We start from the raw sequence: 26,647 nt of genomic DNA on the forward strand, positions 1-26,647 counted from the left end.
CATTCCGGCCCGCGAAAGCAACAAGGCAGACGGCCGTCCGTCCCGTGCGCTTCCCGGTCGTAGCGGAATGCAGATCTCCTGGGAACCGTTGCGGTCCGAGCCCGAACCACAGCGGTTGTTGTTTCTCGCCCCGCATGTCGGCGGCGGCGCGGCGGTCGGTCGTGACCTCGCGCGCAGCCTCCCGGACGGCTGGGCCGTCTACGGCCTGGTGCTGCCGGGACGCGAACGGCTGATCGCCGAGCCGGTGGACTGGGAGTTCGATGCGGCGGTCGCCGTAGCCGCCGACGCTCTGGAGGATGTCGCCGCCCGGCACCCGACCGCCGCGGTGCTGGGCTTGGGCCAGTGCTCAGGAGCCTGGCTGATGTATGCGATCCTCGCGCGCGCCGCGTCGCGGCCGGGGTCGCGGGCGCGGCTGATGGTCGCGGTCAGCCAGGGCGCATGGCACCTCCCCCGGGTGCACCCCGACCTGCCGGAGTCGTCCGAGACGCTGTGGGCCCAGCTCGTCGCGTCCGGTGACGCGCAGCCCGCCGTCGCCGAGGACGAGGACGCCCGCGACCTGCTGGAGCCCGTCATCCGCGCCGACTACACGGCGGTGGCTGGCTTCCCGTACGCCGCCGACCCGCTGAAGATCCCGCTGCTCGTCATCGCGGGTGCCGAGGACCGCGACATCGACCGCTCGGTGGCGCAGTCGTGGGCGGACTACTGCACCCGGCTGGAGTTCGAAGAAGTCTCCGGCGGTCACTACCTGCTGCAGGAGAACCCGGCGGCGGTCGCCCGCGCCGTCGTCGAGCGGGCAGACCTGGGCTCGTGATCGCGGAAGCCGCCCGCCCCGCCGTGCCGGGCTGTTCGGGAGCGGCCGCGTGAACGGCGACGCACCCCCGCTCCACGACCTCCTGCGGTCCTTCCCCGACGCCGTGGCCCCGCGGGATCCGGCCGCGCCACCGACGCGCACCGTCTACTGTGTCCCGTCGGCCGGCACCGGGGCGCGGACCTTCCTGGCCGCCTTCGCGCAGTCGACGCTGCGGGTGAACCTGCGCGCGGTGCAGCTGCCCGGCCGCGAGGACCGGTTCGGCGAGCCGTGTATGGACGACATCCGGGACATGGCCGCGCTCGTCGCCGATGCCGTCGCCGCCGACCGGCACGGTGCGGACTACGCGCTGTTCGGGCACAGCTTCGGCGGCCTGGTGATGCTGGAGACCGCGCGCCGCCTGGAGCGGATCGGCGCACCGGCGCCGGCGGTCCTGGCGATCGCCGCCTGCGCCCCGCCGCATCTGCCGGCCTTCGCCCGCTACGACGAGCTGGAGCCCGCGGAGATCGTCGAGGCCCTCCAGGAGCTGGGCGGGCTGGACTTCAGCGGGCGGCGCGCCGAGCTGCTGATGCCGCTCGTCCTGCCCGCGCTGGCCGCCGACGCCCGGGCGTGCACCCGTTACCTGGACGACGCCGGTGGGGACAGGGTCACCTGCCCCATCCTGGCCATGAGCGGTTCGCACGATCCGGCGCTCACCATCGAGGAGGCGGCCGGCTGGCGCGAGTACACCGCGGCCGCGTTCGAGGCGCGGGAGTACCCGGGCGGGCACTTCTTCCCGCAGGAGTCGGCGCTGCCGCTCAGCGCCGTCGTCGGCTGGAAGCACCGGCTGCCAGCCGACGGCGGGTGAGTGAGCTCAGCGCCGGCGCAGTTCGCCTAGCGGCACGGTGGGATCAGCGAGGAGCTGCTCCACCCGGACGGCGAGGTCGGCTCCGTACGGAGCGAGGTCGCTCTCCTCGGCGATCTCCGAGATGAGCTCGATCCCGTCGTGATGCTCCTCGACCGTCAGCAACGCCGGCTGCGGCATGCGCGGCCGCTCCATCGCCATGGGCGACGCCGGGAAGCCGAACAGGGTTCCCGGGCTCTCGGTGGCGTACTCGAACGCGAGGAACGTGGACGGCAGCCGGCGGTAGCGGCGGTGCTGCAGCGTCCGATACAGGCCGGACAGGGTGTCCGAGCTGCTGACGAGCTGCGCCTGCACGTCCCGGGTCACGTCCACCAGGCTGGTGCCGTCGGGTAGTTCGAGGACGACCGGCAGCAGGTCCACGCAGAAGCCGATGAGCGGCCTGCCGGGGAAGGCGAGCGGCTGTCCCGTCCGGTGAGCCATCACGATCACCTGCGACGTGTTCATGAGCAGCGCCGAGGCCACCGACACCGCCGACAGCGCCGCGGTGTGCATGGTGGATCTGCTGGAACGCGACAGTTTGCGCAGGTCGGCGAGGCGGTCCGCGGAGAGGTGGTCGATGCGGGTGACCGGCGTGAAAGGTTTGGCACCGTCGACCATGCGGGCCGACTGCCAGGCGCTGTCGAGCCTCGGCCGCCACCACGCGTCGTTCGCGGCGAACCGCGCGTCCTCCTCGGCGCGCTTCGAGCGGGCGTACTCCAGGAAGCCAGCGGGCTCGCGTGCCGCACGGGCCTGCTCGCCGCCCAGGTAGAAGGCCGACAGCTCCTCCCACAGGACCTCGAACGACCAGCCGTCGATGACGGCGTGCGGCGCGGTGGCCTGGAGGTATGCGACCGCACCCGCCTGCACGAGGTGGAACTGGAACAGCGAGGGGGCCGACATGTCCACCGGCCGCCGCGCGAACCTGGCGAGCATCGCCTCGATGTCGCCCGGCGAGGCGTCGCTCAGGGTGCAGGTGGTCAGCGCCGGAACGGCGCGGGCGACGCAGTTCTGCGCCGCGCCGTCCTCGTCGAACCCGATCCGCAGCGCCTCATGCCGCTGCGCGACCCGTTCGATGGCGCCGGTCAGCCGGTCCACGTCGATGACGCCCTCGATGCGGCGCACGTCGGACATCTGGTAGGTCGCGCCGCGGTCGCCGCCCAGCTCGCTGCTCATCCAGAGCAGCTTCTGGCCGTCGGTGAGCGGAGCCTGGCCGGTGACCGGCGGCTCGCCCGCGGGGGCCGGTGCCTGCGGCGCGGTCGCCGCCCGGGTCCCCTGCCAGACGCCGCTCGCGGCCACCTCGGCCGCGGCGTCGGCGACGGCCTCCACGATCCGGGCCCGATCCGCGTCGTCGTGCGCGGCGCTGAGGAAGCACGTACGCCCCTCCCACACGTAGACGCCGCGGCTGAGCAGGCCGAGGAAGAACATGTTCTCCGACCGCTCGGAGCCGTCCACGTTGATCCGGAACAGCGACGAGAAGTGCTCGACCTCGATCGGGTAGCCGTTCGCCGCGGCGTGCTGGTTGATCTCCCGGGCCAGCTCGGCGGTGCGCTCGGTGAGGGTCTGCTGCAGCCGGGGCGACTCCTTCCGCAGGTGCCGGATCATGTGCTGCGCCACGGCCATCGCCATCGGCTGCTTGCTGAACGTTCCGGAGAACACCATGCTCGGCCGCTGCGGCAACCCGCCGTCGCCCTGCCGCCAGCGCCCGCCGTCGATGGGGGCCATGAACTCCGCGTCGCCCGCGATGACGCCGAGGGGCATGCCGCCGCCGATGACCTTGCCGTAGGTCGCCAGGTCCGGGTGGACGCCGAAGTACCCGGCCGCGCCGGCGGGGTGGCAGCGGAAGCCGGTGATGATCTCGTCGAAGATCAGCGCGGCGCCCTGCGCGGTGGTGAGGGCACGCAGCCGGCGCAGCAGCTCGGCGGGCTGATACCCCGGGCGCCGGCTCTGCACCGGCTCGACCAGCACCGCCGCCAGCTGCTCGCCGTAGGACTCGAGGACGGGCAGCGCGGTCTCGTCGTAGGGCAGGATGATGACGTCCTGCGCCATGCCGGGCGGCGTGCCCCGGCCGAGGGTCGTCGACTCGCCCCGCTGCGCGCCCGCCCGGGGGGCGACCAGCACCCCGTCGAACGTGCCGTGGAACGAGCCGGCGAACACCGCGATCAGGTTGCGGCCCGTCTTCGCGCGCGCGGCGCGTACGGCGAACATGACCGCCTCGGTGCCCGAGGTGGCCAGCGCCACCCGGTCGACCCCGGTCAGCGACGCGATGCCGCGCGCCACGTCACCCGCGGTCGACGACTGCGGGCCGAGTAGCAGGTCGGCGGCCTCGAACGTGCGCAGTGCCGCCCGCACCGGCTCGGATGCGTGTCCCAGCAGGTTGACGCCGAAGCCCATGCACAGGTCGAGATACTCGTTGCCGTCGACGTCGGTGAAGTGGGAGCCCTCGCCACGCACCCCGACCACGGGATAGCTGACCGAGCGGCGGCCCGTGCGGAGCGAGAAGACCAGGTTTCGCTGGTCTGCCAGGGTGTACCGGTCCTCCTCGGTGACCCGCCGCGACACCGGGGTCCGCCGTCCCCACTCGAGTTCCTCCTCGACCGGCAGCGCGGCGGTCTCACCGGCCCCGCCGGCGGGCCCGGACGGCTGCACGACCGGCGCGGTGACCGGCGCGGTGACCGGCGCGCGACGCTGCTGCGGCACGGCGGGCAGGACCGCGACGGCCCGCCTGGGCTCCGCGGCGCCGGACGACGGCTGCCAGCTCGGCGGCACGACTCCGGTGAGGAACTCGGTCAGGCTCTCGCACGAGTCCCGGTCGAAGTAGAGCAGCTGCACGTCCACGTCGGCCTGAAACTCGGCCGACAGGGCGTCGGCGAGCTGGATCAGCAGGAACGAGTCGTACCCGAGGTCGATGAAGGACGCGCCGGGCTTCACGTCTCCCGGGGTGCTTCCGACGAGCTGCGCGACGATGCGGCGTACGCCCGCCTCGATGCCGTCCCGGTCGGCCGGCGCCGGAGCGGGGGCCGCGGCCTCCGCGACGGTGGGGGCGACCGCCGTCGGCTGTGGCCGGGCGGAACCGCGCGGTGGCGATGACTCAGGCTGCATGGGCTGCGGCTCCTCCTCAGGACCCCGGTCGAACGCGTAGGTGGGAGCGTGGACGATCACCGTGGCGGGGCCGGGACTCTCGGCCGGTCCCCCGACCGGGAGGACCTGGTCCTGCCCGGCCGTCCAGGCCGTCGCCAGCAGCCGCGCGCGGGAGACCGCGTCATAGCCGGGCTGCCCGGCGGTGGTCATGGCCTGCACGTCGTCGCCGAACACCTCCCCGGCGAACGCGGCGACGCCCTGGCCCGAGTCCAGGACGTAGGCCAGGGTCGTGCCGTCCGCACGCAGCGCGCGCACGGCGTCGCCGAACCGCACCGTCCGGGTCAGCTGCCCTGCCCAGAAGGCCGGGTCCCGGGCCGTCGCCTCGTCGAGCCAGGCACCCGTCGTCGGCGACATCAGCCGCCGCGCCGGGGGCCGCAGGTCGAACTCGGCCCACGTCGCGGTGTACTGCTCGGCGAACGGCTCCAGGAACGTGCTGTGGAACGGGTGCGCGACGGGAATCCGGACCGACGCGACGCCGGCGGCGCGCAGCTCGCCGGCGAGCGCTTCGATCGCGGTCAGCTCGCCGCTGAAGACGCAGTCCCGGGCACCCGGCACGATCGCGAGGGACACACCGGGGCGCAGGTACGGGCCGGCGGCGGATTCGGGCAGCCGCGCCCGGATCATCGCGCCGGGCGGCGCGCTCGCCAGGATCCGGGCGCGTGCGTTGACGGCCGCGGCGGCCTCGTCCAGGGTGAGCACCTCGCCGACCACGCCCGCGGCGACCTCGCCCAGGCTGTAGCCGCACAGGGAGCGGGGCTCGATGCCGTCGGCCAGCAGCGATCTCGCGATCACCACGGAGCGCACGAGCATGGCGAGCTCGGTGATCCGCGGGGCGGCATCGGGCTCAGGCTGCCCGGTGAGCAGGGCCTCGACCGGCCTCCGGTCCTCGGCGGGCAGGCTCGACAGCGCCTGCGCGAACACGTCGGCGAAGCCGTCGATCTCCGTCCGCGCCGCGCTCAGGTCGCCGAGCGCGGTCCCCTGCCCGGGGAAGACGAAGACGCTGTCGTGACCGCGCTTGGCCCTTCGGGTCCCCGTCCGCCAGGTGTCGACCCGCCCCGCGCGCCGGACGAGGACGACCGCCTCCCGGTGGGCGAGCCGCCGCCGGCCCGCCGTCATCGTATGGGCGAGCCTGCCCAGGCGCTGCGGGTTGGCCGCGGCGAACTCCAGCACGCGGCCGGCGGTGTCCCGCGCGCTGCGCGCCGACGCGGCGCTGACCGGGACGACGAAGACCCCGTCCTCAGCGCCGTCGGCGGTCGGGACCGAAGGAGCCTGTTCGAGGACGACGTGGGCGTTGGTGCCGCCGACTCCCATCGAGCTCACCCCGGCCAGGCGCGGGCGCTGCCCGTCCGCCCACGGGCTCGCGCTGCCGGGCACGAACAGCCGGGAGCCCGCCGGTGTGATCCGCGGGCTCAGCTCCACGAAGTTCGCCACCGGGGGGATCTGCCCGCTGCTGACGACCAGCGCGGCCTTGATCAGTCCGAAGACGCCCGACGCGGCGCCCAGGTGGCCGACGTTCGCCTTGACCGCACCGATCGCGCACCGTGCCCCGTCGGGGCCGAGAGCACGTTCGATGGCCTGCCACTCGACGACGTCGCCGACCTCCGTCCCGGTGCCGTGCGTCTCCACATACCCGATGTCGCGCTTGTCCACGTCCGCGGCGGCCAGCGCCGCGCTGATGACGAGGCTCTGCTGGTTCACGCTCGGGGCGGTGAACCCGACCTTCCGCTTCCCGTCGTTGTTGACGGCGCTGCCGCGGATGACGGCGTGGACGGCGTCCCCGGCCGCGAGCGCGTCGTCGAGCCTTTTGATCACCACCGCGCCCGCGCCGCTCGCGGTGATGGTGCCGCTCGCGGAGAGGTCGAACGGGCGGCAGCTGCCGTCGGTGGACCAGATGCTGCCCGGCTGGTGGTAGTAGCCCGCCTGGTGCGGCGCCTCGACGTTCACCCCTCCGGCCAGGGCCACGTCGCAGTCCCCGGACAGCACGCTCTGGCAGGCCAGATGTACGGCGACCAGCGAGCTGGAGCAGGCGCTCTGGACCGTCAGCGACGGACCGCGGAAGTCGAGCGCGTACGCGATCCGGGTGGACAGGAAGTCGTGGTCCAGCAGGGACACCCAGTTGACCGCCTCCGACGACTTGAGCGGCCGCCCGGCGTCGCCGAACCTCGGGTCGCCGAGGCGCTGCAGGACCGTGATCGGCGAGCCGGCCCCGCCGGCGGCGAACAGCCCGATGCGGCCGGGGTGGCGCAGCGGGTCGCAACCGGCGTCCTCCAGCGCCTCCAGGACGACTTCCATCATCACGAGGTGGTTGCGGTTGATGCCGTCGGCCTCTCCGGCGGTGATGCCGAAGGCGGTGCCGTCGAACCTGTCGTAGCCGTCCAGCGGTGCGGCCACGGGCACGTAGGGGTTTCGCACGTCCGCGGGGAGGCTGATCCCCTCCCGCCGCCGGTCCTGCTCGGTGACCGTGACCATGCCCGTGGCGCCGGCCTCGACGTTGGCCCAGAGCGCGCGGTAGTCGGCCGCTCCCGGACCTCGGCAGGCCATGCCGACGATGGCCAGCGGCTCACGCATCTGCTCCTCCAATTCGTCTGCCGGTCGGTCGGCTCATCCCGCGCGGACGCCGCCGAGGCGGGACAGGATCTCGGCCAGGCCGAGCGAGTCCATCGCCGCGTCGGGCCGCTCCAGCAGCGCCGCGAGGATCTCCTCGTATGCGGCGCAGTAGCCGCGCGCCAGCTCGCGCGAGTACGTACGCAGCGCGAACTGCCAATCCAGCGCGATGCCCGGCGCGGCGATCTCGCAGATCACGGTGACGTCGAACGGGCCCTGCGAGGTGCGCATCACCCGCTCCGACAGGCTTCCCTCGCCGAGCGTCAGGCCACCGAGGGCCCCGGCCGAGAAAGCCGTGCGCACCAGGCCGCCGCCGGGCTCGCCGCCGCGGCCCAGGGCGTCGCTCACCTGGCTGAACGGCACGTCCTGGCAGTCGATGGCGTCCAGCAGATCGAGCGACACCTCGGCCAGCGTCTCGGTGAAGGTGGCGGACAGGTCGATCCGCGACCGGTGCACGACCAGGTTGGTGAGCATCCCGACGGTGCGCGCGAACCTCGGGGTGCGGCTGCTCGTCGCGGTGCCCACCGACACGTCGCCGTCGCCGGTGGCGGCGGCGATCATGACGCTCATCGTGCCGAGCAGGACGGAGAACGGCGTCGCCCCGGCCCGCCGCGCGTACGCCAGGACCGCGTCGGCCAGCCCGCTGTCGAGCGTCCTGGACAGCGCACAGGTGTCCAGCGGCACCGCGTCACCGGTGGCGGCATCGCGGTCTCCGGGCAGCGCGCTGCCGGCGGCCCCGGCGAGGCGCTCGGTCCAGTACGCCAGATCCTCGCCGGAGGCGTGCCCGGCCAGCCCGGCGAGCTGCTCCGTCACGAAGGCGCCGTATCCCGGCGGGGCCGGGGCCAGCTCGGGCGCGGTGCCCTGCCGCGCCGAGCGGTAGAGCTCGCCGAACTCGCCCAGCAGGATCGCCATCGACGTGCCGTCGCAGACGATCTGGTGCGCCGCCATCACCAGGGCGGTGCGGCTGTCCGACAGCAGGATCGCGGTGAGCCGGATCGGGGGCCGGGCCGACAGGTCGAAGGGCGTGTTCGCCGCGGCGTCGATGGCGGCCTCCAGCCGCTCCGCCCGCGCCGCGGCGGACAGCTCCCGCAGATCGAGCACCTCGACCGGCGCGTGCGCCGGATCGTGGCTGACGAGCTGCACGACGCCGGAGTCCCCCTCGTGGAAGGTCGTGCGCAGGGACTCGTGGCGGCGCGCGGTCTCGTCGAGGGCGTACGTGACGGCCTCGACGTCGAAGTCGCCGTCGAAGAAGTAGACCTCCGGCATGATGTACGCGGGGCTGTCGCGGTTCTTCCGCCAGAACCGCCAGATCTGCTGCTGCAGCGGGCCGAGCGGGAAGGTTCGCGTCAGCGCATCCGTGTTCGTCATCCCCGGTTGACGGTCCCGATGAGCTTGCACAGGTTGCGCGTCGTGCGTGCCTGGAAGAAGTCACGCAGCCGCACCCGCACGCCGAGCTCCTCGCGGATCTGCGCCAGGATGTTCAGCGAATCCAGCGAGGTGAGGCCGAGCGAGAACAGCTCGTCGTCGATGGAGCACGGCGCGTCGAGCGTCTTGCGCACGATCGCGATCACCGTCCGCTCGACGTCGGTCAGGTCGGACTCGTCCTCCGCCACTTCGGCCTCCGCAGGTTTCACCAGTCGCGCCAGCGCTGCCACATCGACCTTGCCGCGTTCGGTCACCGGCAGGGCGTCCACCCGCCGGACCAGGACCGGCACCGCGTAGCCGGGCAGCTCGCCCGCGAGGTGGTCGCGGATGCCCGCCTCGACCGCGGGCCCGTCCTCGCCGGCTCCGACGTAGCAGGCGACCAGCAGCGGATGGGCGGAATCACGGTGCACGAAGGCGACCGACTGCGTGACGGCCGGGTGCCGGTTCAGGACTGACGAGATCTCGCTCAGCTCGATCCGGCGGCCACCGATCTTGACCTGGTCGTCCGTTCGCCCCAGGAAGCTGTATCCACCCTGCGGGAGCTTCTTGCCGAGGTCGCCGGTCCGGAACATCCGGGACCCGGGCGGGCCGGACGGGTCCGGGACGAACCGCTCGGCGGTCAGCGCCGCATCGTGCAGGTATCCCCGGGCGACGCCTGCGCCGCCCACGTACAGGTAGGCCGGCTCGCCGTCGGCCGCCGGGGTGAGGCCGGCGTCCTGGTACAGGCTGATCCGCGCGCCGGGCACGCCCTCGCCGATCGGCGCCTCGAGGAATCCGTCGTTGAGCAGCCGCCCCCCGGTCGCCGCGACCGCCGTCTCCGTGGGGCCGTACTGCACCACGACGGCGCAGCGGTCCGAGGCCAGCCTGCGGACGACGCCGTTGGGCACCGCCTCGCCGCCGATGAAGGCGAGCCGCACGGCGGAGTCACCCGGCACCCATCCGGCGCTCAGCACCCCGGAGTACCAGGAGGGCACGCCGCTGAGGACGGTGATGCCGTGCGCGGTGATGCAGTCGATGTGCTCCTGCCACGAACCTTCCGTCAGATCCGGCGCGACGACGAGTTCGGCGCCCGCCGCGAGCAGCAGGACCGGCCGCAGCGACGCGTCGAACGACAGGTCGGCCGACAGCAGCACCCGCAGGTCGCCGTCACCGTGGATGTCCGGCTGCGCGACCAGGTCGAGGAGATACCTCGCGTAGTTGTGCATCGATCCGAATTCGACGCCGACGGCGAGCGGCGTGCCGGTCGACCCCGACGTGTGGATGACGTAGGCGAGGTTGCGCTCGGTCGCGCCGCCGTTCGCCCGCTCAGGAGCTGCGGCCGTTCGCCTGACCCGGAGCCCGGTCTCACCCGGCATACCGGGGTGCGCGCCGGCCTCCACCGACTCCTCCAAAACGACCGTGGCCGATCTGTCGACCACGAGCCGGCGCCTGGCCTCCGGCCACTTCACGTCGACGGGCATGTAGGCCGCGCCCGACATCCAGATGGCGAGCATCGCGATGATCGGGTTGCCGCCCCGCGGCAACACCGCGGCGACCACGTCTTCCGGGCCGACCCCTTGTGCGCGCAGAAGATCGCGCAGGCCGGTCGCGGCGGCGGTCAGGCCGGCGTAGTCGAGCGTGGCCTCGCCGGCGCGCAGCGCAGATCGGTGCGGCTCGCGCGCGGCGATGTCGTCGATACGATCGATCAAGATCATTTCAGTCACGAGGGCAGGCCTCTCCCAGATCGAGTGATGTCCCTGTAGGCAAGGCCGCAGGCCGTCTCTCCGTGACACGGACCGAGTCTGCGTGGGCCTTCATTCGGCAAAAGACATTCCAGGCGATTGCTCGAGCCGCCTCCCCCGCGTCTCCTCGTCACCATCGATACCTTTCACGACGATCAAGGGTCGAGTCAAGTGGTGCATCGGCGTTCGTCATCGCACCCCGGACGGCCGCGAGTATCACCGCATCGGCGGAAGGCCGGGCTAGCGCACGTCCATCGACTGCCGCAGGCTCCTGGGCCGCATGTCGGTCCAGACCTCGGCGATGTAGTCCAGGCACTCGCTCCTGCTGCCCGTCCTGCCGACCGCGCGCCAGCCGGCCGGCAGCGAGCTGCCGTCGATCCAGATCGAGTACTGCTCCTCGTCGTTGACCACGACCGCGTACGCCCGGTTGTCTTCGTTCTCGTCGCTCACAGCTCCCCCTCGTGTGATCTAGTCGATCGATGCAGCCTAGTACCCGGCGTCGCGCCCGGTCGACCGTCGGCATCGGATTTCGCTTCGGAAGCGAATCGACCGGCATGGTGGATGCCAGGTCCGGATAGTAGGGTTCGCCCATGGCGGAGGCGCAGGCGATCACCATCGACGAGATGTACAGCCTCAGGAACGTCGATGCGGTCGACCGGGCGCTCAATCGCAGTTACCACCCGCGGCGCAGCGGCCTGATGTTCGCCGTCCTCGACGATCTCGACGTCGGGCCGGACGATCTCGTGCTCGACATCGGCGGGCGGGAGGCGTCGCATTCGTTCGCGCTCGTCCAGATGTTCGGGTGCCGCGTGGTCTCGGTGGATCCGCTGGAAAGCAACAACGACCGCGCGCGGGCGGCTGTCGCCGAGCACCCGCTGGGATCCCGGGTGTCGATCAGGCCCGGCGTCATGGAGGACATCCCGGCAGCCGACGGCGAGTTCGACCTCGTCTTCAGTCACGACATGTTCTTCCAGGTGCTGGATGCCGACCGGGCGCTCGCCGACGCTCATCGGGTGCTCAAGCCCGGCGGGCGCCTGGTCCTGTACCAGACGTTCGCCACCGACCGCCTCGAGCCGCGGGAGCGTGCCCAGCTCTTCACCGACCTCGCGGTCGTGCCCGAGCGCATGTCGCCGGACGACTTCGAGAAACGGGCTCAGGCGGCCGGCTTCCACATCGAACTGACCGACGTCGTCGGCTCCGAGCTGCGCGAGGCGTTCGAGGAGGACGGGATCAACCTGACGTCCCGCCAGCTGCTGTACGCGGCGCGGCTGCTGCGCAAGTCCGAGCAGCTGCGCGCCGAGCTGGGCGACATCGACTACCGCGTCGAGCTGGGCAACGCGCTCTGGGGCGTCTACCAGATGATCGGAAAGCTGGAACCTCGGATCTACGTGCTTCGCAGATCCTGAGCGCCGAATCCAAACGAGAGCGGGGATGGAAGCGATGAGTGAGCCTCTGCGTATCCGGGTCGACGGCACGGCACCGCCGACGATCGACCTCGAGGCGGTCTCCCACCACGGCGTCCAGGCGACGATGGACTGGATCGCCGAGCACCGGTCCCAGCTCGACGTCGCGCTGAGCGAGCATGGCGCGTTGTATTTCGCGGGGGCCGGCATCGCGGGCCGCGAAGACTTCGCCGCCGTCCGTGACGTCGTGTTCGACGAGCCTGCGGCGTACCACGAGAAGGCGACGCCGCGCACCGACTTCGGCTCGGGCGTCTACTCGTCGACCGATCTGCCGCCCGCGCAGAGCATCCGGCAGCACAACGAGAACAGCTACACCCTCAGCTTCCCCGGCAGGCTGCTGTTCGGCTGCGTCACCGCGCCGACGTACGGCGGCGCGACCACGGTGGCCGACGTGCGCGCGGTGCTCGGCGCCCTGCCCGAACGCATCACCGGCCGCATGGCCGAGACCGGCTGGGCCCTGACCCGGAACTACCAGGCGGCCATCGGCCTGCCGTGGACGACCGCCTTCGGCACCGAACGCGAGTCGGACGTCGAGGCCTACTGCGCGGCCAACGCCATGAGGTGCACGTGGGTCGACGGCGTCCTGCGAACCGAGCAGAACCGCCCCGGCATCATCCGCCACCCGGTCAGCGGCGAATCAGTGTGGTTCAACCACGCCGCGTTCTGGAGCGAGTGGTCGCTGGACCCCGCGATCCGCGACATGCTCATCGACGAGTTCGACCATGACGGCCTGCCGTTCGCCACGTCCTACGGGGACGGCGCGGCGCTGACCGAAGCCGACGTCGCCGAAATCAACTCGGCCTACGACCGGATGACCCGGCGGCGCCCGTGGGCCCGGGGAGACCTGCTCCTGGTGGACAACGTGATGTCCTCGCACGGCCGCGACTCCTTCTCCGGTGCTCGTGACATCGTCGTGGCGATGGGCGATCCGGTGACCCTGGCCGACTGCGTCCCGCAGGATTCCGCGGTGCTCATCCGATGACGCCGGACGACTGCGTCGCCGCGGTATGCCGCCCGAAGACGCCGTCGGCGGTGGCATGAGCGCCCGGGTCGCGCTCGTCACCGGAGCCGCGCGCGGCATCGGCGCGGCCACGGTGCTGAAGCTGGCCGAGCAGGGCTGGTCGGTGCTCGCGGTCGACCTCGGCCGACCGGATCCGGCGCTGCCGTACGCCATGGCCACCGAGGACGAGCTGGCGGCGGTCGTGGACAAGGCCGCCGCCCACGGCCCGGTGCGCGGTCACCTCGCCGATGTGCGCGACCCGGCCGCGCTCGCCGCCGCGGTCGCGGAGGCCGAGCAGCGGTGGGGCGGCCTGGACGCGGCGATCGCCGCGGCCGGCGTGATCGCAGGCGGCGTGCCGATGTGGGAGGTGCCCTTCGCGCAGGAGGACGCCGTGCTCGACGTCGACCTGCGCGGTGTGCTCAACCTCGCCCGGGCCGCGATTCCGGCCATGCTGCGGCGCCCCGAGCCACGGTCCGGGCGCTTTCTCGCGGTGGCCTCGGCCGCCGCCACACGCGGGCTGCCCATGCTCGCGGCCTACTGCGCGGCGAAGGCGGGGGTCGCCGGGTTCGTCCGCGCCCTCGGCAGCGAGCTGGGCGGGTCGGGGGTGACCGCCAACGCGGTCAGCCCGGGTTCGACGGACACGCCCATCCTGGCCGAGAGCGCCCGGCTGTACGGGCTGCCCGACGCGGAGCGGTTCGCCGCCCAGCAGCCGGTCGGTCGGCTGCTGGACCCGGTCGAGGTCGCCTCGGTCCTCGCGTTCCTGGCCGGACCGGACAGCAGCGCGATGACCGGTGCCGTCGTCCCGGTCGACGGCGGCCTCGCGCTCTGACCACGGGTGCCGGACGCCGGTCAGCATCTGCCCGGCCCCACCCATGCGGATGGCTGTGCCGTGACCGGCGCGGCGAAGTCGTGCGGCGTGGGCCGCCATGAGGCCCGGGACGGTCCGGCGGCGACCCGGCCCGCGTCGACGAACGACTCCTCGGCGCACCAGTCGCGCATGGTGTCCTCGCCGAGGATCGCGAGCAGCCCGGCGGTCTGGGTGGCCTGCGCGCGCAGCGCGACCAGCTTGCGGTCGGCCAGTGCCGGACCGAGCGGCAGGTGCAGGCTGAGCCGGGCGGGCGGCGTACGGACCGGCAGGCCGCCCACGAAGATGTCGAGCCGCTCGTAGACGGTCTGCCAGCGGTCGAGGAACTCCTGGGTGACGGCGGTGTGGAGCAGGCGCGCGCCGGGCGCGGCCCGCGCGCGGGCCGCGGTGGTCCACCGCGACACCGCCCGGTGGTCGCCGTGCCCGGTGAACCCGTCGGGCGCGAACGTGACGATCGTGTCCGGCCGCACCTCGTCGATCAGCGCGGCGAGCCTGCTCACGACGGATGCCGCGGGCTGGTCCGCGCACGCGCCGTCGGGCAGCCCGAGGAAGTGGTGCTCGGTCACGCCGAGCACGGCCAGCGAGGCGCGCAGCTCGTAGGCGCGTACCGCGGCCAGCCGGTCCGGCGGCCAGCGGCCCGGATCGGCCGTGCCGCGCTCACCGGCGGTGGCCGTCACGCAGACCACGCGGTTGCCCGCGTCGGCAGCCAGGGCCATCAGACCGCCGGACAGGTACACCTCGTCGTCCGGGTGGGCCCAGACGCCGAGCACGGTGCCCAGCTCGGCCACGGAGGATGTGGACATCGGACGCCTTCCGGGGAGGCGGTGCCGGGCCGGTGGACGGCCCGGCACCGGGTTCAGACGGTGATCTCGTAGAGGATGTTGAACGGGTTGTCGATGTCGACCCGGGTGACCGTGCCGAAGCCGGCCTCGGCGCACAGCCGGCGCGCGGTGTGCTCGTTGAAGCCGCAGGTCCCGAGGCCCGCGCCGTGCTGCGCGAGCGAGGTCGACATGCAGTAGAGGATGCTGACGCCGTAGAAGTAGGCGCCCAGCGGTCCGGTGTTGTCGGGCAGGTGGTGGCTGGCGTTGATGTCCAGGCAGACGTAGCGCCCGTCCGGGCGCAGCGCGGTCCGGATCACCCTGAGCATGCCCAGCGGGTCGGCGGCGTCGTGGATGACGTCGAACGTGGTGATCACGTCGTAGCTGCCGGGGATGCCGGCGGACACGTCGCACACCTCGAACCGCACCCGGTCGGCGACGCCGGCCTCCCGCGCGGCGGCCCTGGCGGCCGCGACGGACTCGGGGTGGATGTCGAACCCGGTGTAGCGCCCGGCGGGGTAGGCCTGCGCGAGCCGGATCAGGGCCCGGCCCCGGCCGCAGCCGACGTCGGCGACGTCCGCGCCGCGCTCCAGCGCCGCGTGCACCTCGGGCAGCGCGGGCAGCCACACACCCGGGAGCAGGTGGTCGAACCAGCCGTTGGTGAACCGCTCGAGACCCTGCCACCAGTCCTGGGGGTACGCCGACAGCGGCAGGCCGCCGCCGTCCCGGAACGCGCCGGCCACCTGGCCGAGCACCCCGGTGAGCCCGAACAGGGCCTGGTGCAGGCCGCCGAAGTAGGCCGGTCCCGCCTCGGCGAGCACCGGCACGTGCGCGGCGGGCAGGGTGAACCGGCCGGTGTGCGCGTCGTGGTCGACGTACCCGTGCGCGGCCATCGAGGACAGCCACTCCCGGACGTAGCGCTCCGACGTGCCGGTCCGCACGGCAAGCTCCGCGCTGGTCAGCGCCCCGGAACCGGCCAGGGCCCGCCAGAGCCCCAGCCGGTCGCCGAGCATCGCCATCGTGGTGACCATCCAGGCGCTGGTGTCACCCATGACGCGGCCGGCGAAGGCCTCGACCTCCGGCGTGATCGCCTGGGCCGCGACGGGCTTCACTGCGGCAGTCATGATCGGATCGCCTCCTATAGTGGTTGGTTGTGACGGTGGAACCGACTTCACCGATGCTGGCGGAGCCACCTTGCAGCCGGCTTGCGGCGCGATTGCGGCGCACCGGATCGCGGGCGCGGGCATGAACTTCGGCGTCCTCGGGGCGCTGCGGGTGCGCGCCGGCGAGCGCGACGTGGCGATCGGCAGCAGGACGCAGCGGCTGCTGCTCACGGCCCTCATCGCGCGGGCGGGCTCCGTGGTGCCCGCCGACGGCCTCGTCGAGATCATCTGGGGCGACGCCGCCTCGGCGAGTGCTTTGCCGTCTTTATACACCTATGTCTCGCGGCTGCGCGGGCTGCTGCGCAGCGGCGGCGAGGACGTGCTGCTCACCCATCCGCCCGGCTACCTGCTGCAGATCACGCCCGAGCAGACCGACGCGGGCCGGTTCGAGCAGCTGTGCGACCAGGCCCGGCGCATCGCCGCCGCCGATCCCGAGCACGCGCTGACCTCCCTCGACGAGGCGCTGGCCCTGTGGCGCGGCCCCGCGTACGCCGAGTTCGCCGACGAGGAGTTCGCCCGGCCCGAGGCCACGCGCCTGACCGAGCTGCGGCTGACCGCGATCGAGCAGCGCTTCGACGCCGGGCTCGCGCTCGGCCGCCACGCGGGCCTGGTCGGCGCGATCGACGCCCACGCCGCCGCGAACCCGCTCCGGGAACGCCCCCGCGAGCAGCACATGCTCGCCCTCTATCGGTGCGGCCGCCAGGCCGAGGCGCTGGCCGTGTTCCGCGCCTTCCGCACCCGCCTCGACGAGGAGCTGGGCGTCGAACCCACGGCCACGCTGCGCGCGCTGGAGGCCGCCGTGCTGCGCCAGGACCCCGCCCTCGACTGGACTCCGCCTGCCGCCTCACCACTTCTGGGTGGTGGGTACGACACAGAAGTTGTGGCCGCGTCGGCAGACATCCCCGGCCCCCCACCGTCCGATCGCGAAACCGCAGGCGGCGGACCGGCCGTGCCCGGTGCGGCTGCCGTGCCGGTGGAGATGTCGAGCTTCGTCGGACGCGAGACCGACCTCGCCGCCGTCGGCGCGCAGCTGCGCGAGTGCCGCCTGGTGACGCTCACCGGACCCGGCGGGGTGGGCAAGACGCGCCTGGCCACCCACGTCGCGATGGAGCTGAGCGGCGGGTACGCCGACGGCGTGCGCTGGTGCGAGCTGGCCCCCGTCACCGATGGCGACGCGCTCGGCCACGCGCTCGCGGCTGCCGTGGGCGCGCGCCAGCAGCCCGGACTGGGCATCGAGGAGTCGGCGCTCGCCTATCTCGCCGCCCGGGAGCTGCTGCTCGTGCTCGACAACTGCGAGCACGTGCTCGCCGAGGCCGCGCAGCTGACCGCCGCCGTCGTCCGGGCCTGCCCCCGGGTGACGGTCCTGGCCACCAGCCGCACCGGCCTGGGCGTGCCGGGTGAGCGCCTCCACCCGGTCGCGCCGCTCCCGGTGCCGGAGACCGGCGCGGCCGAGGTGACCGCGTCCCCCGCCGTGCGGCTGTTCGTCGACCGGGCCCGCGCCGTCCGGCCCGGACTCGACCTGACCGGGGACAACCTCGCGCACATCGCCGAGGTGTGCCGGCAGCTCGACGGGCTGCCGCTGGCCATCGAGCTGGCGGCGGCCCGGATCCGGTCGCTGAACCCCGCCGACGTCGCCGACCGGCTGGCCGACGGGCTGCGGCTGCTCAGCACCACCCGGCCCACCGCCACCGCACGGCACCGGACCCTGCGGGCCGTCGTCGACTGGTCGTACGCGCTCCTCGGACCCGCCGAGCAGCACCTGTTCGACCGCCTGTCGGTGTTCACCGGCGGGTTCACCCTGGACGCCGCCGAGCGGGTGTGCGCCGAGACCGACCTGCTCGACGCGCTCGCCGTGCTGGTGGACGGCTCGCTGGTCACCGCCGGGCCGAGCGCCGGGCAGGTGCGCTACTCGATGCTGAGCCTGCTGCGCGCGTACGGCCGGGAGAAGCTCGCCGAACGCGGCGAGCTGCCGCAGGTGCACGACGCGCACGCCGCGTACTACGCGACGGCCGCGCAGGACGTCGGCGAGCGGATCCGGGGCACGGAGGAGGGCGCCTGCGTCGCGCTGCTCGACGCCGAGCTCGGCAACCTGCGGGCCGCGCACCGCTGGGCGGTCGACCGGCACGACACCGACGTCGCCATGCGCATCTCCGCAGGCCTGTACCACTACGTGGTGTACCGCTTCCACGACGAGGTGGTGTCCTGGGGTGAGACCGTGCTCGGCCTGCCGGACGCGCAGCGGCACCCGCTGCACCCGGTGGTCTGCGGCGCGGTCGCGGAAGGACTGACCCTGCGCGGCGACCAGCGGCGTGCCCTGTCCATCGCGGAGCAGGCGCTGCGCACCGCACCCGACCCGGACGGCCCGCTGTGCCTGCCGGTGCGCAAGGTGCTGGCGGCGGTGGCGCTCTACGAGGGCCGGCTGGACGACTGCTTCCGCTGGGCGTCCGAGCAGACACGGCTGGCCCGGCTGCACGGCGACGCCTGGCGCGAGGGCGAAGGGCTGCTGTTCCAGGGCCTGGCGCGCACGTACGCGGGCGACCCGGCGGGCGGTCTAGCCATCGCCCGCGAGCAGCTGCGGGTCACCCGCGCCATCGGCAACCCCACCCTGCTGGCCTGGGCCATGTACAGCGCGGCCGAGGCCCTGTCCGGCAGCGATCCCGCCGAGGCCCGACGGCTGTACACGGAAGCCGTCGCGCTGGCCTGGTCGGTCGGCGGCGCGTTCACCGCGACCATCGCCGAGGTCGGCCTCGCCGCCCTGCTCACCAGATCCGGGCAGTACGCGGAAGCGGCACGCGCCTTCCGCCGCTGCGTGGACCAGTGGCACCGCCTGCAGATCCGGCACCACCAGTGGACGACCCTGCGCAACCTGGTCCAGCTGCTCGTCCGGACCGGAGCCCACGAGGACGCGGCCGTGCTGCTCGGCGCACTCGGCGCCGCCGACACCGCCGCGTACGGCGCCGACGCCGCGGACCTGACCGCCGCCGCGAAGACCCTCACGGCAGCGCTGGGCGCAGCGGCATACCGTGTCGCCGCGGACGCGGGCGCCGCCCTGGCTCCCGACGAGACCGTCGCGTTCGCCCTGTCCGCGCTCAGCCGGGCAGGCGCAGGAACAGGTGGGTACGGGTGACCGGCGTGAACCCGAGCCGCTCGTAGAAGCGCACCGGCCAGTCCTCCGCGTCCGCGACCAGGAACGTGGTCGAAACGCCAGCTGACAAGCCGCGGCGGAGGGGACCTGGTGCGGCCCTCTCCGCCGTCCGGGGCGGCTCGTGGCCGCCGCCGGGTCGTGGTCTCAGTCAGCCGGTCAGGCCACGCCCTCGAAGATGACCTGGGGGTCGCCGGTGGCGCCGCCGCCCCATACCGCGTCGTAGGAGGCGGTGTCGCCGGCCAGGTAGTAGCGGAACCAGTCGGTCAGCAGCCGACGGGTGACGATGAGCTGCGCGGCGCGGGTGATCGTGCCGCTGTCGCAGAACAGCGACGAGGACTCGATGAAGCCGCAGTGGAAGCCGCCGCGGATGATGCGCAGCTGCTTGGGCGCGGGCTTGCTGTTGTAGATGGGCCGCTGGTGGCTCGCGATCGGCGCGGTGCCGTCCTTCTCCCCCGCGACCAGCATCATCGGCACGCGTACCGAGGCGGCGGCGGTGGCGGCCGACGGGTTGGTCTCGGCGGCGGCGAGGTTGGCCACGGTGGTCACCGCCGGGTTGCGGGAGGCGGCGAGCACGCTGGCGCCGCCGCCCATGGAGTGCCCGGACAGGCCGAGCTTGCCGGTGGCGACGTGCGCGTTGAACCGGGACCCGGCCGTGGTGTCCTGCGCCACGAGCCAGGTGAGCTGGGCGTTGAGGTCGTCGGCGAACCCGCTGTGGCTGGGCGCGAGCCCGCCCTGCGAGGTGGGCGCGGCCACGATGAAGCCCCACGACGCCAGGTGGGACATGGTGCCGTAGTACTTGCTGACGCCCTGCAGGAAGCCGTGTCCGAATGCGATCGCCGGGAAACGCCCGGCCGCGACGGCGGCGTTCTGGCCCGCGGTGGCCGCCGGGTAGTAGATGCGGGCGCTGAACGAGCGGCCGCTCGCGCTGACGGAGGCGTCGACGTACCCGACGGCGTACGAGCCGGGCACCGAGGTGTCGGCCGCGGCCGCGGGCGTGCCGAAGCCTGCGACGGCGGCGGTGAGCAGGGCAAGGACGAGGATCGCTCGCCTGATCATGGTTGCTCCTCTCATGGGAACCGTGGTTCCCACAGTGGAACACCGTTTCGCTCAGAGAAACAAGTATGCAGATGTGCCAATGTCCGACGCGGCTGTCACGCAGCCCAGGAGGGCTTGCCCCGCTGCAGGAACGCCATCATGCCCTCGGCCGCCTCCTCGGTGGCGAACAGCTCGGCCGACAGCGCCGCCATCTCCTCCCCGTACGCGTCCAGCGCCGCGCGCACCTCGCGGGTGGCCAGCCGCTTGCTCGCGGCAAGCCCCTGCGGCGACCCCGCGCGCACGCCGTCGAGCAGCTCCGCCAGCGTCGCGTCCACGTCGGCGGCGGCGATCGTGATGAGGCCGCAGTCCTGCGCCGCCGCGGCGTCGAACACCTCGCCGGTCAGGTAGTAGCGGGCCGCCGCGCGGGCGGTCAGCCGGGGCAGCGTGGTGAGCGAGATGACCGCCGGGGCGACGCCGATGCGCGCCTCGGTGAACGCGTACGACGACGCCGGCCCGGCCACCACGATGTCGCACGCGCCCAGCAGCCCGAGGCCGCCCGCGCGCACGTGCCCGTCGACCCGGCCCAGCACCGGCTTGGGCAGCTCGACCAGCTCGCGCAGCAGGGCGAGCAGCCGCGCCGTGCCCGCCGCCGGTCCGTCCGCGGCCTCGGTCAGGTCGGCCCCGGCGCAGAACACGCGGCCCGTGTGCGCGAGCACCACGGCGCGCACCGCAGGGTCGGCGGCGGCCGTGGCCAGGTGCTCACGCAGCTCGGTGACCAGCCGCCGGGACAGGGCGTTGCGGTTGTGCGGCGAGTCCAGGGTCAGCGTGGCGACAGCCCGGTCGGCGGTCGCGGTGACGTACGGGCGGTCCTGGTCGGACATCGGCGTCCCTCCGACGGGTGCGGGCGGCCGGTCAACCCTCCCGCCGTGATCAGAAAAAGTCAAGCGTGCTTGATTTATATGTCGTCTGCCTGCGAATATGTGGACGCCTATTGCGATCTTCGGCGAAATCGTTACGGTGCAACGCATGGGCAGCCCGCAACGGCGTGGGGAGGACGTGGTCACCCGCACGCCCTTCACCGGCGAGCCGCTGGCCGTCGTCCGGCAGAGCACCGCAGCCGACGTCGCCACGGCGTACGCCGACGCGCGCGCCGCCCAGCCCGGGTGGGCCGCCCGGCCGCCCCGCGAACGCGCCCGGGTGGTGCGCCGCTTCGCCCGCGCGCTGCTGGACCGGCAGGCCGAGATCCTCGACCTGGTCCAGCTGGAGACCGGCAAGGCCAGGACCTACGCGCACGAGGAGGTCCTCGACGCGGCCCTGGTCAGCCTCTACTACGCCCGCCGTGCGCCGAAGCTGCTGCGCCCGCGCCACCGCCGCGGCGCGCTGCCGCTGCTGACCCGGGTCACCGAGGTGCGCCACCCGATCGGCACCGTCGCCGTGATCACCCCGTGGAACTACCCGCTGGCCCTGGCGGTCAGCGACATCGTGCCCGCGCTGCTGGCCGGCAACGCCGTGGTGCACAAGCCCGACACGCAGACCGCCCGCACCGCCGCCTGGGCGCGTGACCTGCTGGTGGCCTGCGGCCTGCCCGAGGCGGTGTGGCAGCAGGTGCTCGGCGAGCCCGCCGACATCGGCGAGGCCCTGCTGGACGGCGCCGACCACATCAGCCTGACCGGCTCCAGCGCGGCCGGCCGCACCGTGGCCGCCCGCGCCGGGCAGCGCCTGGTCGGCTGCTCGCTCGAACTCGGCGGCAAGAACGCCCTGCTGGTACGCGCCGACGCCGACCTCGACCGCGCCGCCCACGCGGCGGTGCGGGCCTGCTTCGCCAGCGCGGGACAGCTGTGCCTGTCCATGGAGCGCATCATCGTCGACGACGCCGTGCACGACGCGTTCCTGTCCCGCTTCCTGCCCCTGGTGCGCGCCCTGCACACCGGCCCGGGGCTGTCGTTCGGGCCGGAGCTGGGCTCGCTGACGCTGCCGCGCACCATGGAGACCACCCGCCGCCACGTCACCGACGCGCTGGCCCGCGGCGCGACCCTGCTGACCGGCGGCCACCCCCGGCCCGAGCTGGGCCCGCTGTTCCACGAGCCGACCGTGCTGGCCGGGGTCACCCCCGACATGGACGTGTATCGCGAGGAGACGTTCGGGCCGGTCGTCTCCGTCTACGCCGTGTCCGGTGACGACGCGGCCGTCGCCCTGGCCAACGACACCCGGTACGGGCTCAACGCGGCCGTGTTCAGCCGGGACGTGCGCGCGGCGCAGCGGCTGGCCCGGCGGCTGCACGCGGGCACCGTCAACATCAACGAGGGGTACGCGGCGGCGTACGCGTCGCACGACGCGCCCATGGGCGGCATGAAGGCGTCCGGGCTGGGCCGCCGCCACGGCACGGGGGGCTTGCTCGCGTACACCGAGGCGCAGACGATAGCCACGCAGCGGCTGCTGCGCCTCGATCCGCCGCCGTGGCTCGGCCAGGCCCGCCACGCGCGGCTGCTCACCACGGCGGTCCGGGCGATGCACGCGCTGCGGCTGCACTGACCGGCTCCGGAAAGGACATCGTGCCCGCCTTCCCCTACCGCACCATGTGCGAGGCGTTCCAGGCCACCGCCGCGCTGGACCCGGGCGCGATCGCGCTGGGCGCCTACGGCACGGACACCGTGCTGACCTGGCAGGAGTACGCCGGCGCGGTGCGGCGTACCGCAGCCGGGCTCGCCGCGCTCGGCGTCGGGCGGGGCGAGGCGGTGGCGCTGATGCTCAGCAACCGGCCCGAGTTCCACGTCGCCGACACCGCGGCGGTCCACCTCGGCGCGGTCCCGTTCTCCGTCTACAACACCTCCTCCCCCGCGCAGATCGGCTACCTGCTGGCCAACGCGCAGGCCAGGGTGGTGATCTGCGAGCAGCAGTACGCCGACCGCGTCCTGGCCTGCGGCGTGCCCGTCGCGCACGTGATCTGCGTCGACGCGCGCCCCGAGGGGACGATCACGCTCGACGAGCTGGGCGCGGCGGGCGACCCCGGCTTCGACTTCGACGCCGCGTGGCGCGCGGTGCAGCCCGAGGACCTGCTCACACTCATCTACACCTCCGGCACGACCGGCCCGCCCAAGGGCGTCGAGCTGACCCACGCCAACCTGCTCGCCGAGGCCGCCGCCGTCACCGCGCTGTTCGACCTGCACCGCGGCGACCACGGCCTGTCCTACCTGCCCGCCGCGCACATCGCCGACCGGCTGGCCAGCCACTACCTGCAGATGCTGTACGGCTCCCGGGTCACCTGCCTGGCCGACCTGCGCGAGCTGGCCGGCGCCCTGGCCCAGGTGCGGCCGACGTACTGGGCGGCGGTGCCCCGGGTGTTCGAGAAGATGCGCGCCCGCATCCTCGACGCGCTCGCCGACGCGCCCGCACCGCGCCGGGCGATGTTCGGCCTGGCCGTGAAGCTGTCCCGGCGCCGCGATCGCGGTCCCCTGTCCCGGGTGGGCGCGTCGCTCGCCGACCGGCTCGTGCTGTCGCGGGTGCGGCGGCAGCTCGGCATGGACCGGATGCGCTGGGCGATGTGCGGCGCGGCCGCGCTCAGCGTGCCGGTGCTGGAGTTCTTCCTCGACCTCGGGCTGCCGGTGTGCGAGATCTGGGGCATGTCCGAGACGTGCGGCGCGAGCACCCTCAACCCGCCCGGCGCGATCCGCCCCGGCACCGTGGGCATCGCCGCCCCCGGCGTCGAGCTACGCCTGGCCGACGACGGCGAGCTGCTGGTACGCGGCCCGGTCGTCACCCCCGGCTACCACCGCGACCCGGCGCGCACCGCCGAGGCGTTCGAGGACGGCTGGCTGCGCACCGGCGACGTGGCCACCCTGGACGCCGACGGCTACCTGACCATCGTGGACCGCAAGAAAGAGCTGATCATCAACGCGGCGGGCAAGAACATGTCCCCGTCCAACATCGAGGGCGCCGTGAAGGCGGCCTGCCCCCTGCTGTCGGCGATGATCGTGGTCGGCGACGGACGCCCGTACAACGTCGCCCTGCTCGTCCTGGACCCCGAAGCGGTCGCCGCCCACAACGCCCGCGACGGCGTGCCCGACCTCGCCGACGCGGTCGCCGCCGGAGTAGCCGCCGGCAACGCCACCCTCTCCCGCGTCGAGCAGATCAAGCGCTACACGATCCTCGACAGCACCTGGTCCCCCGGCGGCGACGAGCTGACGCCCACCCTCAAACTCCGCCGCGCCTCAATCCTCCGCAAATACGCCCCCGAGATCGACGCGCTCTACCACCCGTGACCCCTACTGCGACGATCTTGCGCGAACTGCTGGGGATATGCCCGAATCGGGCGTGTCGTACCCACAGTTCACGCAAGATCGGCGCGGTGGCTGGAGTGGGAGGGGACGGGTGGGGGGCAGGTGGGGTTGGGGTCGGCGATGTCGCCTTCGGTGACGAGGGCCAGGAAGGCGTCCAGGACCGCGGGGTCGAAACGGGTGCCCCGGCCCGCTTCGAGCACCAGGCGGGGCGAGCCCGGGACCGGCGGGTACGGCGACGACGTGCCGCGGGCGTCGGCCCACGCGTCGCAGACGGCGATGATGCGCGCGCAGATGGGGATGTCCGGACCGGCGAGCCCGTACGGATGACCGGTGCCGTCGTGGCGCTCGTGGTGCGCGGCCAGCACCGGCACCAGGTCGGGGCGGTTCGCCAGCTCGCCGAGCCGCCGCGCGGCCTCCTCGGGCCGGACGCGGCAGTCACCGCCGTGGTCCGGAGCCGGCCGGGTGCCGCGGTCGTCGGGCAGGCCGTGGTTGCGGCGGCAGCCGTCGAGGTCGGCGCAGGCGAGGCCGCGCAGCCGGGCGGCGGCCGCGGTGCGCTGCTGGGTCGCCTCGTCCAGGCCGAGCCGGGCGGCGGTGGTCCAGGCCCAGCCGCTCACCGCCGCGCTGCGGAAGCCGTCGCCGCGGATCCGGTCGGTCTCGTCGGCCAGCCAGACCAGGGCCGTCGGCAGGTCGAGCGCCGGGGCGGCGTCGACCTGCCCGAACGGCCCGCAGCCGAGCACCCGGTCGCGGCCGAGCGACTTGGCGCCGTACAGCGCGCGGTCGGCGGCCTCGACGACGTCGTCGACGGCGAGCTGCCCGCCGTGGTCGGCCGGGTCGGCGCAGGCGACCCCGAACGAGGCCGTCAGCGGCAGCGGCTCGGCGACGCCGGGCACCACCACGGGGGCCGCGCGCAGGTCGGCGCGCAGCCGTTCGGCCAGGTCCAGCGCCGCCCGGCCGTCCGTACGGGGCAGCAGGCAGACGAACTCCTCCCCGCCGTAGCGGCAGAGCAGGTCGCTGCCGCGCAGCGGGCGCCGCAGCCGGTCGGCGACCTCGGACAGCACGGCGTCCCCGACGGAGTGGCCGTAGGTGTCGTTGACGGTCTTGAAGTGATCCAGGTCGACGAGCACGATGCTCAGCGGGCCGTGGTCCGCCGTCGTCTCGGCGGCGAGCTTCTCCTCGAAGTAGCGCCGGTTGTAGAGGCCGGTCAGCGAGTCGGTGATGGCGGCGGTGCGCAGCTGCTCGGTGAGCCGGGCCCGGTCGCGGGCGGCGACGATCTGGCGTACCAGCAGGCCCATGAGCAGCACCAGCGCGACCGACAGGGTCACCCGGCTGAGGTGCCCGACCAGGATCATGTCCGCGATGGCGAGGCTGCCCACGATCAGCACCGCGACCAGCGCGGGCAGGAAGGACACCTCGCGGGCCGCCAGCGGCTCCCGCTCCTCGGCGGGATGGCGGCCCGCCATCAGCGCGGCCAGGCACATCAGCACCGCCTCGACCTGCCAGCCGAGGTTCAGCCAGGTCGAGCTGGTGTACGGGTGCAGCACGCTGAGGTACGCGTAGATCGCGTCCATCACCACGGCGAATCCGAACGCCACCCCGACCACGATCATGGCCCCGGGCACCCGGCGTGGGGAGACCAGCAGCAGCGCGCCCAGCAGGGCGACGATGATCACCGAGAACACGGGATAGAGGAAGTTGACGAACTCGGACGGGTTCCAGGTCTCCGGCACCAGCGGGTCGATGACCACCTGCCAGCCGATCGCCGCCCCGGCCGCGGCCACCAGCAGCGCGTCCAGCAGGCTGCGCAGCCGCAACCCCAGCCCGACCACGATGCCGAGGATGATGAACACGTAGCGCAGCAGGTAGAAGAGGTCGGCGAGGGTGGGCACCGGCGGACTGCCCGGCGTCGTGTACACGTAATAGGCCCAGGTCAGGTCACCGGCCAGCCAGAGCAGGCTCGCGGTGAACAGCAGCCGCCAGGCGGTGCGGTCGCGGCCCGAGGCGCGCTTCGCGGCGTACCGGCTCAGGCCGACGAAGGCGGCGATGGGAACCAGGTAGAGGATCTCGCCGGTGAAGCGGGCCAGGCTCGGCGAGTCGCGGCCCAGGTAGGTCAGCGCGGCGTACAGCAGCAGCCAGCCGAGGCAGCCCAGCGCGAAGCCGAACAGAACCCGATCGTGCCCGCCCGGCGACACCCGGTTCTCGTGCACCATTCCGCCCCCGTGCTGACCCCGCCGGCATGGTGTCTGCCCAGCCATCTTGTCCGTACTGATCGCTATACGTCCCGTTTAATACTAGTTCCGCGGCG

At 73.5% G+C, this 26,647-nt stretch carries 18 protein-coding genes; 8 read left to right on the forward strand and 10 right to left on the reverse strand.

Features of this window, described 5'->3' with window-relative positions:
- Nucleotides 1–115: 115 nt before the first annotated feature.
- Both CS0771_RS30900 and CS0771_RS30905 read left to right on the forward strand, forming a co-directional pair.
- Nucleotides 116–811, forward strand: coding sequence for a thioesterase II family protein (locus tag CS0771_RS30900; protein WP_212844281.1), 696 nt, complete (start codon nucleotides 116–118; stop codon nucleotides 809–811).
- Nucleotides 812–860: 49 nt separating this feature from the next.
- Nucleotides 861–1,655, forward strand: a complete 795-nt coding sequence (locus CS0771_RS30905; RefSeq protein ID WP_212844282.1) for a thioesterase II family protein — start codon at nucleotides 861–863, stop codon at nucleotides 1,653–1,655.
- A gap of 6 nt (nucleotides 1,656–1,661) precedes the next feature.
- On the opposite strand, the gene CS0771_RS30910 is transcribed toward CS0771_RS30905, so the two are convergent.
- From CS0771_RS30910 to CS0771_RS30925, 4 genes are all read right to left on the reverse strand, one after another.
- Nucleotides 1,662–7,397, reverse strand: a complete 5,736-nt coding sequence (locus CS0771_RS30910; RefSeq protein WP_212844283.1) for a type I polyketide synthase — start codon at nucleotides 7,395–7,397, stop codon at nucleotides 1,662–1,664.
- Between the two features lie 33 nt (nucleotides 7,398–7,430).
- On the reverse strand, nucleotides 7,431–8,801 hold the full coding sequence (locus CS0771_RS30915) for a condensation domain-containing protein (protein WP_212844284.1): 1,371 nt from the start codon (nucleotides 8,799–8,801) through the stop codon (nucleotides 7,431–7,433).
- The gene (locus CS0771_RS30920) at nucleotides 8,798–10,552 is read right to left on the reverse strand and encodes a non-ribosomal peptide synthetase (RefSeq protein WP_212844285.1); all 1,755 of its coding nucleotides are present in this window, start codon (nucleotides 10,550–10,552) and stop codon (nucleotides 8,798–8,800) included. Before CS0771_RS30920 ends, CS0771_RS30915 begins: the two co-directional genes overlap by 4 nt.
- Nucleotides 10,553–10,819: 267 nt before the next feature.
- Nucleotides 10,820–11,029 carry an MbtH family NRPS accessory protein gene (locus CS0771_RS30925; protein ID WP_212844286.1) on the reverse strand — a complete coding sequence of 70 codons (210 nt, stop codon included), beginning with the start codon at nucleotides 11,027–11,029 and terminating at the stop codon, nucleotides 10,820–10,822.
- A gap of 140 nt (nucleotides 11,030–11,169) precedes the next feature.
- Between CS0771_RS30925 and CS0771_RS30930 the strand changes: the two genes are divergently transcribed.
- Genes CS0771_RS30930 through CS0771_RS30940 form a run of 3 tightly spaced genes read left to right on the forward strand, consistent with a single transcriptional unit; the run spans nucleotide 11,170 to nucleotide 13,871 of the window.
- On the forward strand, nucleotides 11,170–11,985 hold the full coding sequence (locus CS0771_RS30930) for a class I SAM-dependent methyltransferase (RefSeq protein WP_212844287.1): 816 nt from the start codon (nucleotides 11,170–11,172) through the stop codon (nucleotides 11,983–11,985).
- 34 nt (nucleotides 11,986–12,019) lie between these two features.
- Nucleotides 12,020–13,024: a TauD/TfdA family dioxygenase gene (locus CS0771_RS30935; protein WP_212844288.1), complete on the forward strand. Its 1,005-nt coding sequence runs from the start codon at nucleotides 12,020–12,022 to the stop codon at nucleotides 13,022–13,024.
- A 55-nt stretch (nucleotides 13,025–13,079) separates the two neighbouring features.
- Nucleotides 13,080–13,871 (forward strand): mycofactocin-coupled SDR family oxidoreductase, encoded by a 792-nt coding sequence (locus CS0771_RS30940; protein ID WP_212844289.1) that lies wholly within the window; start codon nucleotides 13,080–13,082, stop codon nucleotides 13,869–13,871.
- 20 nt (nucleotides 13,872–13,891) lie between these two features.
- Here the strand turns inward: CS0771_RS30940 and CS0771_RS30945 are convergent, their stop codons facing one another.
- Nucleotides 13,892–14,710 carry a PIG-L deacetylase family protein gene (locus tag CS0771_RS30945; protein WP_212844290.1) on the reverse strand — a complete coding sequence of 273 codons (819 nt, stop codon included), beginning with the start codon at nucleotides 14,708–14,710 and terminating at the stop codon, nucleotides 13,892–13,894.
- A gap of 53 nt (nucleotides 14,711–14,763) precedes the next feature.
- Complete coding sequence (locus tag CS0771_RS30950; RefSeq protein ID WP_212844291.1) at nucleotides 14,764–15,849, reverse strand: methyltransferase domain-containing protein; 1,086 nt, start codon at nucleotides 15,847–15,849, stop codon at nucleotides 14,764–14,766.
- Between the two features lie 121 nt (nucleotides 15,850–15,970).
- Here CS0771_RS30950 and CS0771_RS30955 point away from each other — a divergent pair, with 121 nt between their 5' ends.
- Nucleotides 15,971–19,015, forward strand: coding sequence for a BTAD domain-containing putative transcriptional regulator (locus tag CS0771_RS30955; RefSeq protein WP_212844292.1), 3,045 nt, complete (start codon nucleotides 15,971–15,973; stop codon nucleotides 19,013–19,015).
- On the opposite strand, the gene CS0771_RS39325 is transcribed toward CS0771_RS30955, so the two are convergent.
- The 3 genes from CS0771_RS39325 to CS0771_RS30965 all read right to left on the reverse strand — a co-directional run bounded on the left by CS0771_RS39325 (nucleotide 18,978) and on the right by CS0771_RS30965 (nucleotide 20,949).
- Nucleotides 18,978–19,103, reverse strand: coding sequence for a hypothetical protein (locus CS0771_RS39325; RefSeq protein ID WP_256442853.1), 126 nt, complete (start codon nucleotides 19,101–19,103; stop codon nucleotides 18,978–18,980). The genes CS0771_RS30955 and CS0771_RS39325 overlap by 38 nt on opposite strands.
- 86 nt (nucleotides 19,104–19,189) lie before the next feature.
- The gene (locus CS0771_RS30960; protein WP_212844293.1) at nucleotides 19,190–20,089 is read right to left on the reverse strand and encodes a dienelactone hydrolase family protein; all 900 of its coding nucleotides are present in this window, start codon (nucleotides 20,087–20,089) and stop codon (nucleotides 19,190–19,192) included.
- Nucleotides 20,090–20,184: 95 nt separating this feature from the next.
- A complete protein-coding gene (locus CS0771_RS30965) occupies nucleotides 20,185–20,949 on the reverse strand; it encodes an enoyl-CoA hydratase family protein (RefSeq protein ID WP_212844294.1) in 765 nt (254 codons plus the stop codon).
- A 145-nt stretch (nucleotides 20,950–21,094) separates the two neighbouring features.
- Between CS0771_RS30965 and CS0771_RS30970 the strand changes: the two genes are divergently transcribed.
- The gene (locus CS0771_RS30970) at nucleotides 21,095–22,600 is read left to right on the forward strand and encodes a succinic semialdehyde dehydrogenase (RefSeq protein ID WP_212844295.1); all 1,506 of its coding nucleotides are present in this window, start codon (nucleotides 21,095–21,097) and stop codon (nucleotides 22,598–22,600) included.
- Nucleotides 22,601–22,620: 20 nt separating this feature from the next.
- Nucleotides 22,621–24,327 (forward strand): AMP-binding protein, encoded by a 1,707-nt coding sequence (locus CS0771_RS30975; protein ID WP_212844296.1) that lies wholly within the window; start codon nucleotides 22,621–22,623, stop codon nucleotides 24,325–24,327.
- A gap of 68 nt (nucleotides 24,328–24,395) precedes the next feature.
- Here CS0771_RS30975 and CS0771_RS39530 read toward each other — a convergent pair whose 3' ends face one another.
- On the reverse strand, nucleotides 24,396–26,552 hold the full coding sequence (locus CS0771_RS39530) for a diguanylate cyclase (RefSeq protein WP_212844297.1): 2,157 nt from the start codon (nucleotides 26,550–26,552) through the stop codon (nucleotides 24,396–24,398).
- Nucleotides 26,553–26,647 lie beyond the last annotated feature (95 nt).

It is taken from the genome of Catellatospora sp. IY07-71, from assembly GCF_018326265.1.
Taxonomy (GTDB): domain Bacteria; phylum Actinomycetota; class Actinomycetes; order Mycobacteriales; family Micromonosporaceae; genus Catellatospora.

What these genes read in the sequence shown, in the direction of transcription:
- CS0771_RS30945 (WP_212844290.1), bottom strand. Translation starts at nt 14,710, where the DNA reads ATGTCCACATCCTCCGTGGCCGAGCTGGGCACCGTGCTCGGCGTCTGG.
- CS0771_RS30915 (WP_212844284.1), bottom strand. Translation starts at nt 8,801, where the DNA reads ATGACGAACACGGATGCGCTGACGCGAACCTTCCCGCTCGGCCCGCTG.
- CS0771_RS30920 (WP_212844285.1), bottom strand. Translation starts at nt 10,552, where the DNA reads ATGATCTTGATCGATCGTATCGACGACATCGCCGCGCGCGAGCCGCAC.
- CS0771_RS30965 (WP_212844294.1), bottom strand. Translation starts at nt 20,949, where the DNA reads ATGTCCGACCAGGACCGCCCGTACGTCACCGCGACCGCCGACCGGGCT.
- CS0771_RS30935 (WP_212844288.1), top strand. Translation starts at nt 12,020, where the DNA reads ATGAGTGAGCCTCTGCGTATCCGGGTCGACGGCACGGCACCGCCGACG.
- CS0771_RS30970 (WP_212844295.1), top strand. Translation starts at nt 21,095, where the DNA reads ATGGGCAGCCCGCAACGGCGTGGGGAGGACGTGGTCACCCGCACGCCC.
- CS0771_RS30960 (WP_212844293.1), bottom strand. Translation starts at nt 20,089, where the DNA reads ATGATCAGGCGAGCGATCCTCGTCCTTGCCCTGCTCACCGCCGCCGTC.
- CS0771_RS39530 (WP_212844297.1), bottom strand. Translation starts at nt 26,552, where the DNA reads ATGGTGCACGAGAACCGGGTGTCGCCGGGCGGGCACGATCGGGTTCTG.
- CS0771_RS30955 (WP_212844292.1), top strand. Translation starts at nt 15,971, where the DNA reads ATGAACTTCGGCGTCCTCGGGGCGCTGCGGGTGCGCGCCGGCGAGCGC.
- CS0771_RS30940 (WP_212844289.1), top strand. Translation starts at nt 13,080, where the DNA reads ATGAGCGCCCGGGTCGCGCTCGTCACCGGAGCCGCGCGCGGCATCGGC.
- CS0771_RS30930 (WP_212844287.1), top strand. Translation starts at nt 11,170, where the DNA reads ATGGCGGAGGCGCAGGCGATCACCATCGACGAGATGTACAGCCTCAGG.
- CS0771_RS30910 (WP_212844283.1), bottom strand. Translation starts at nt 7,397, where the DNA reads ATGCGTGAGCCGCTGGCCATCGTCGGCATGGCCTGCCGAGGTCCGGGA.
- CS0771_RS30950 (WP_212844291.1), bottom strand. Translation starts at nt 15,849, where the DNA reads ATGACTGCCGCAGTGAAGCCCGTCGCGGCCCAGGCGATCACGCCGGAG.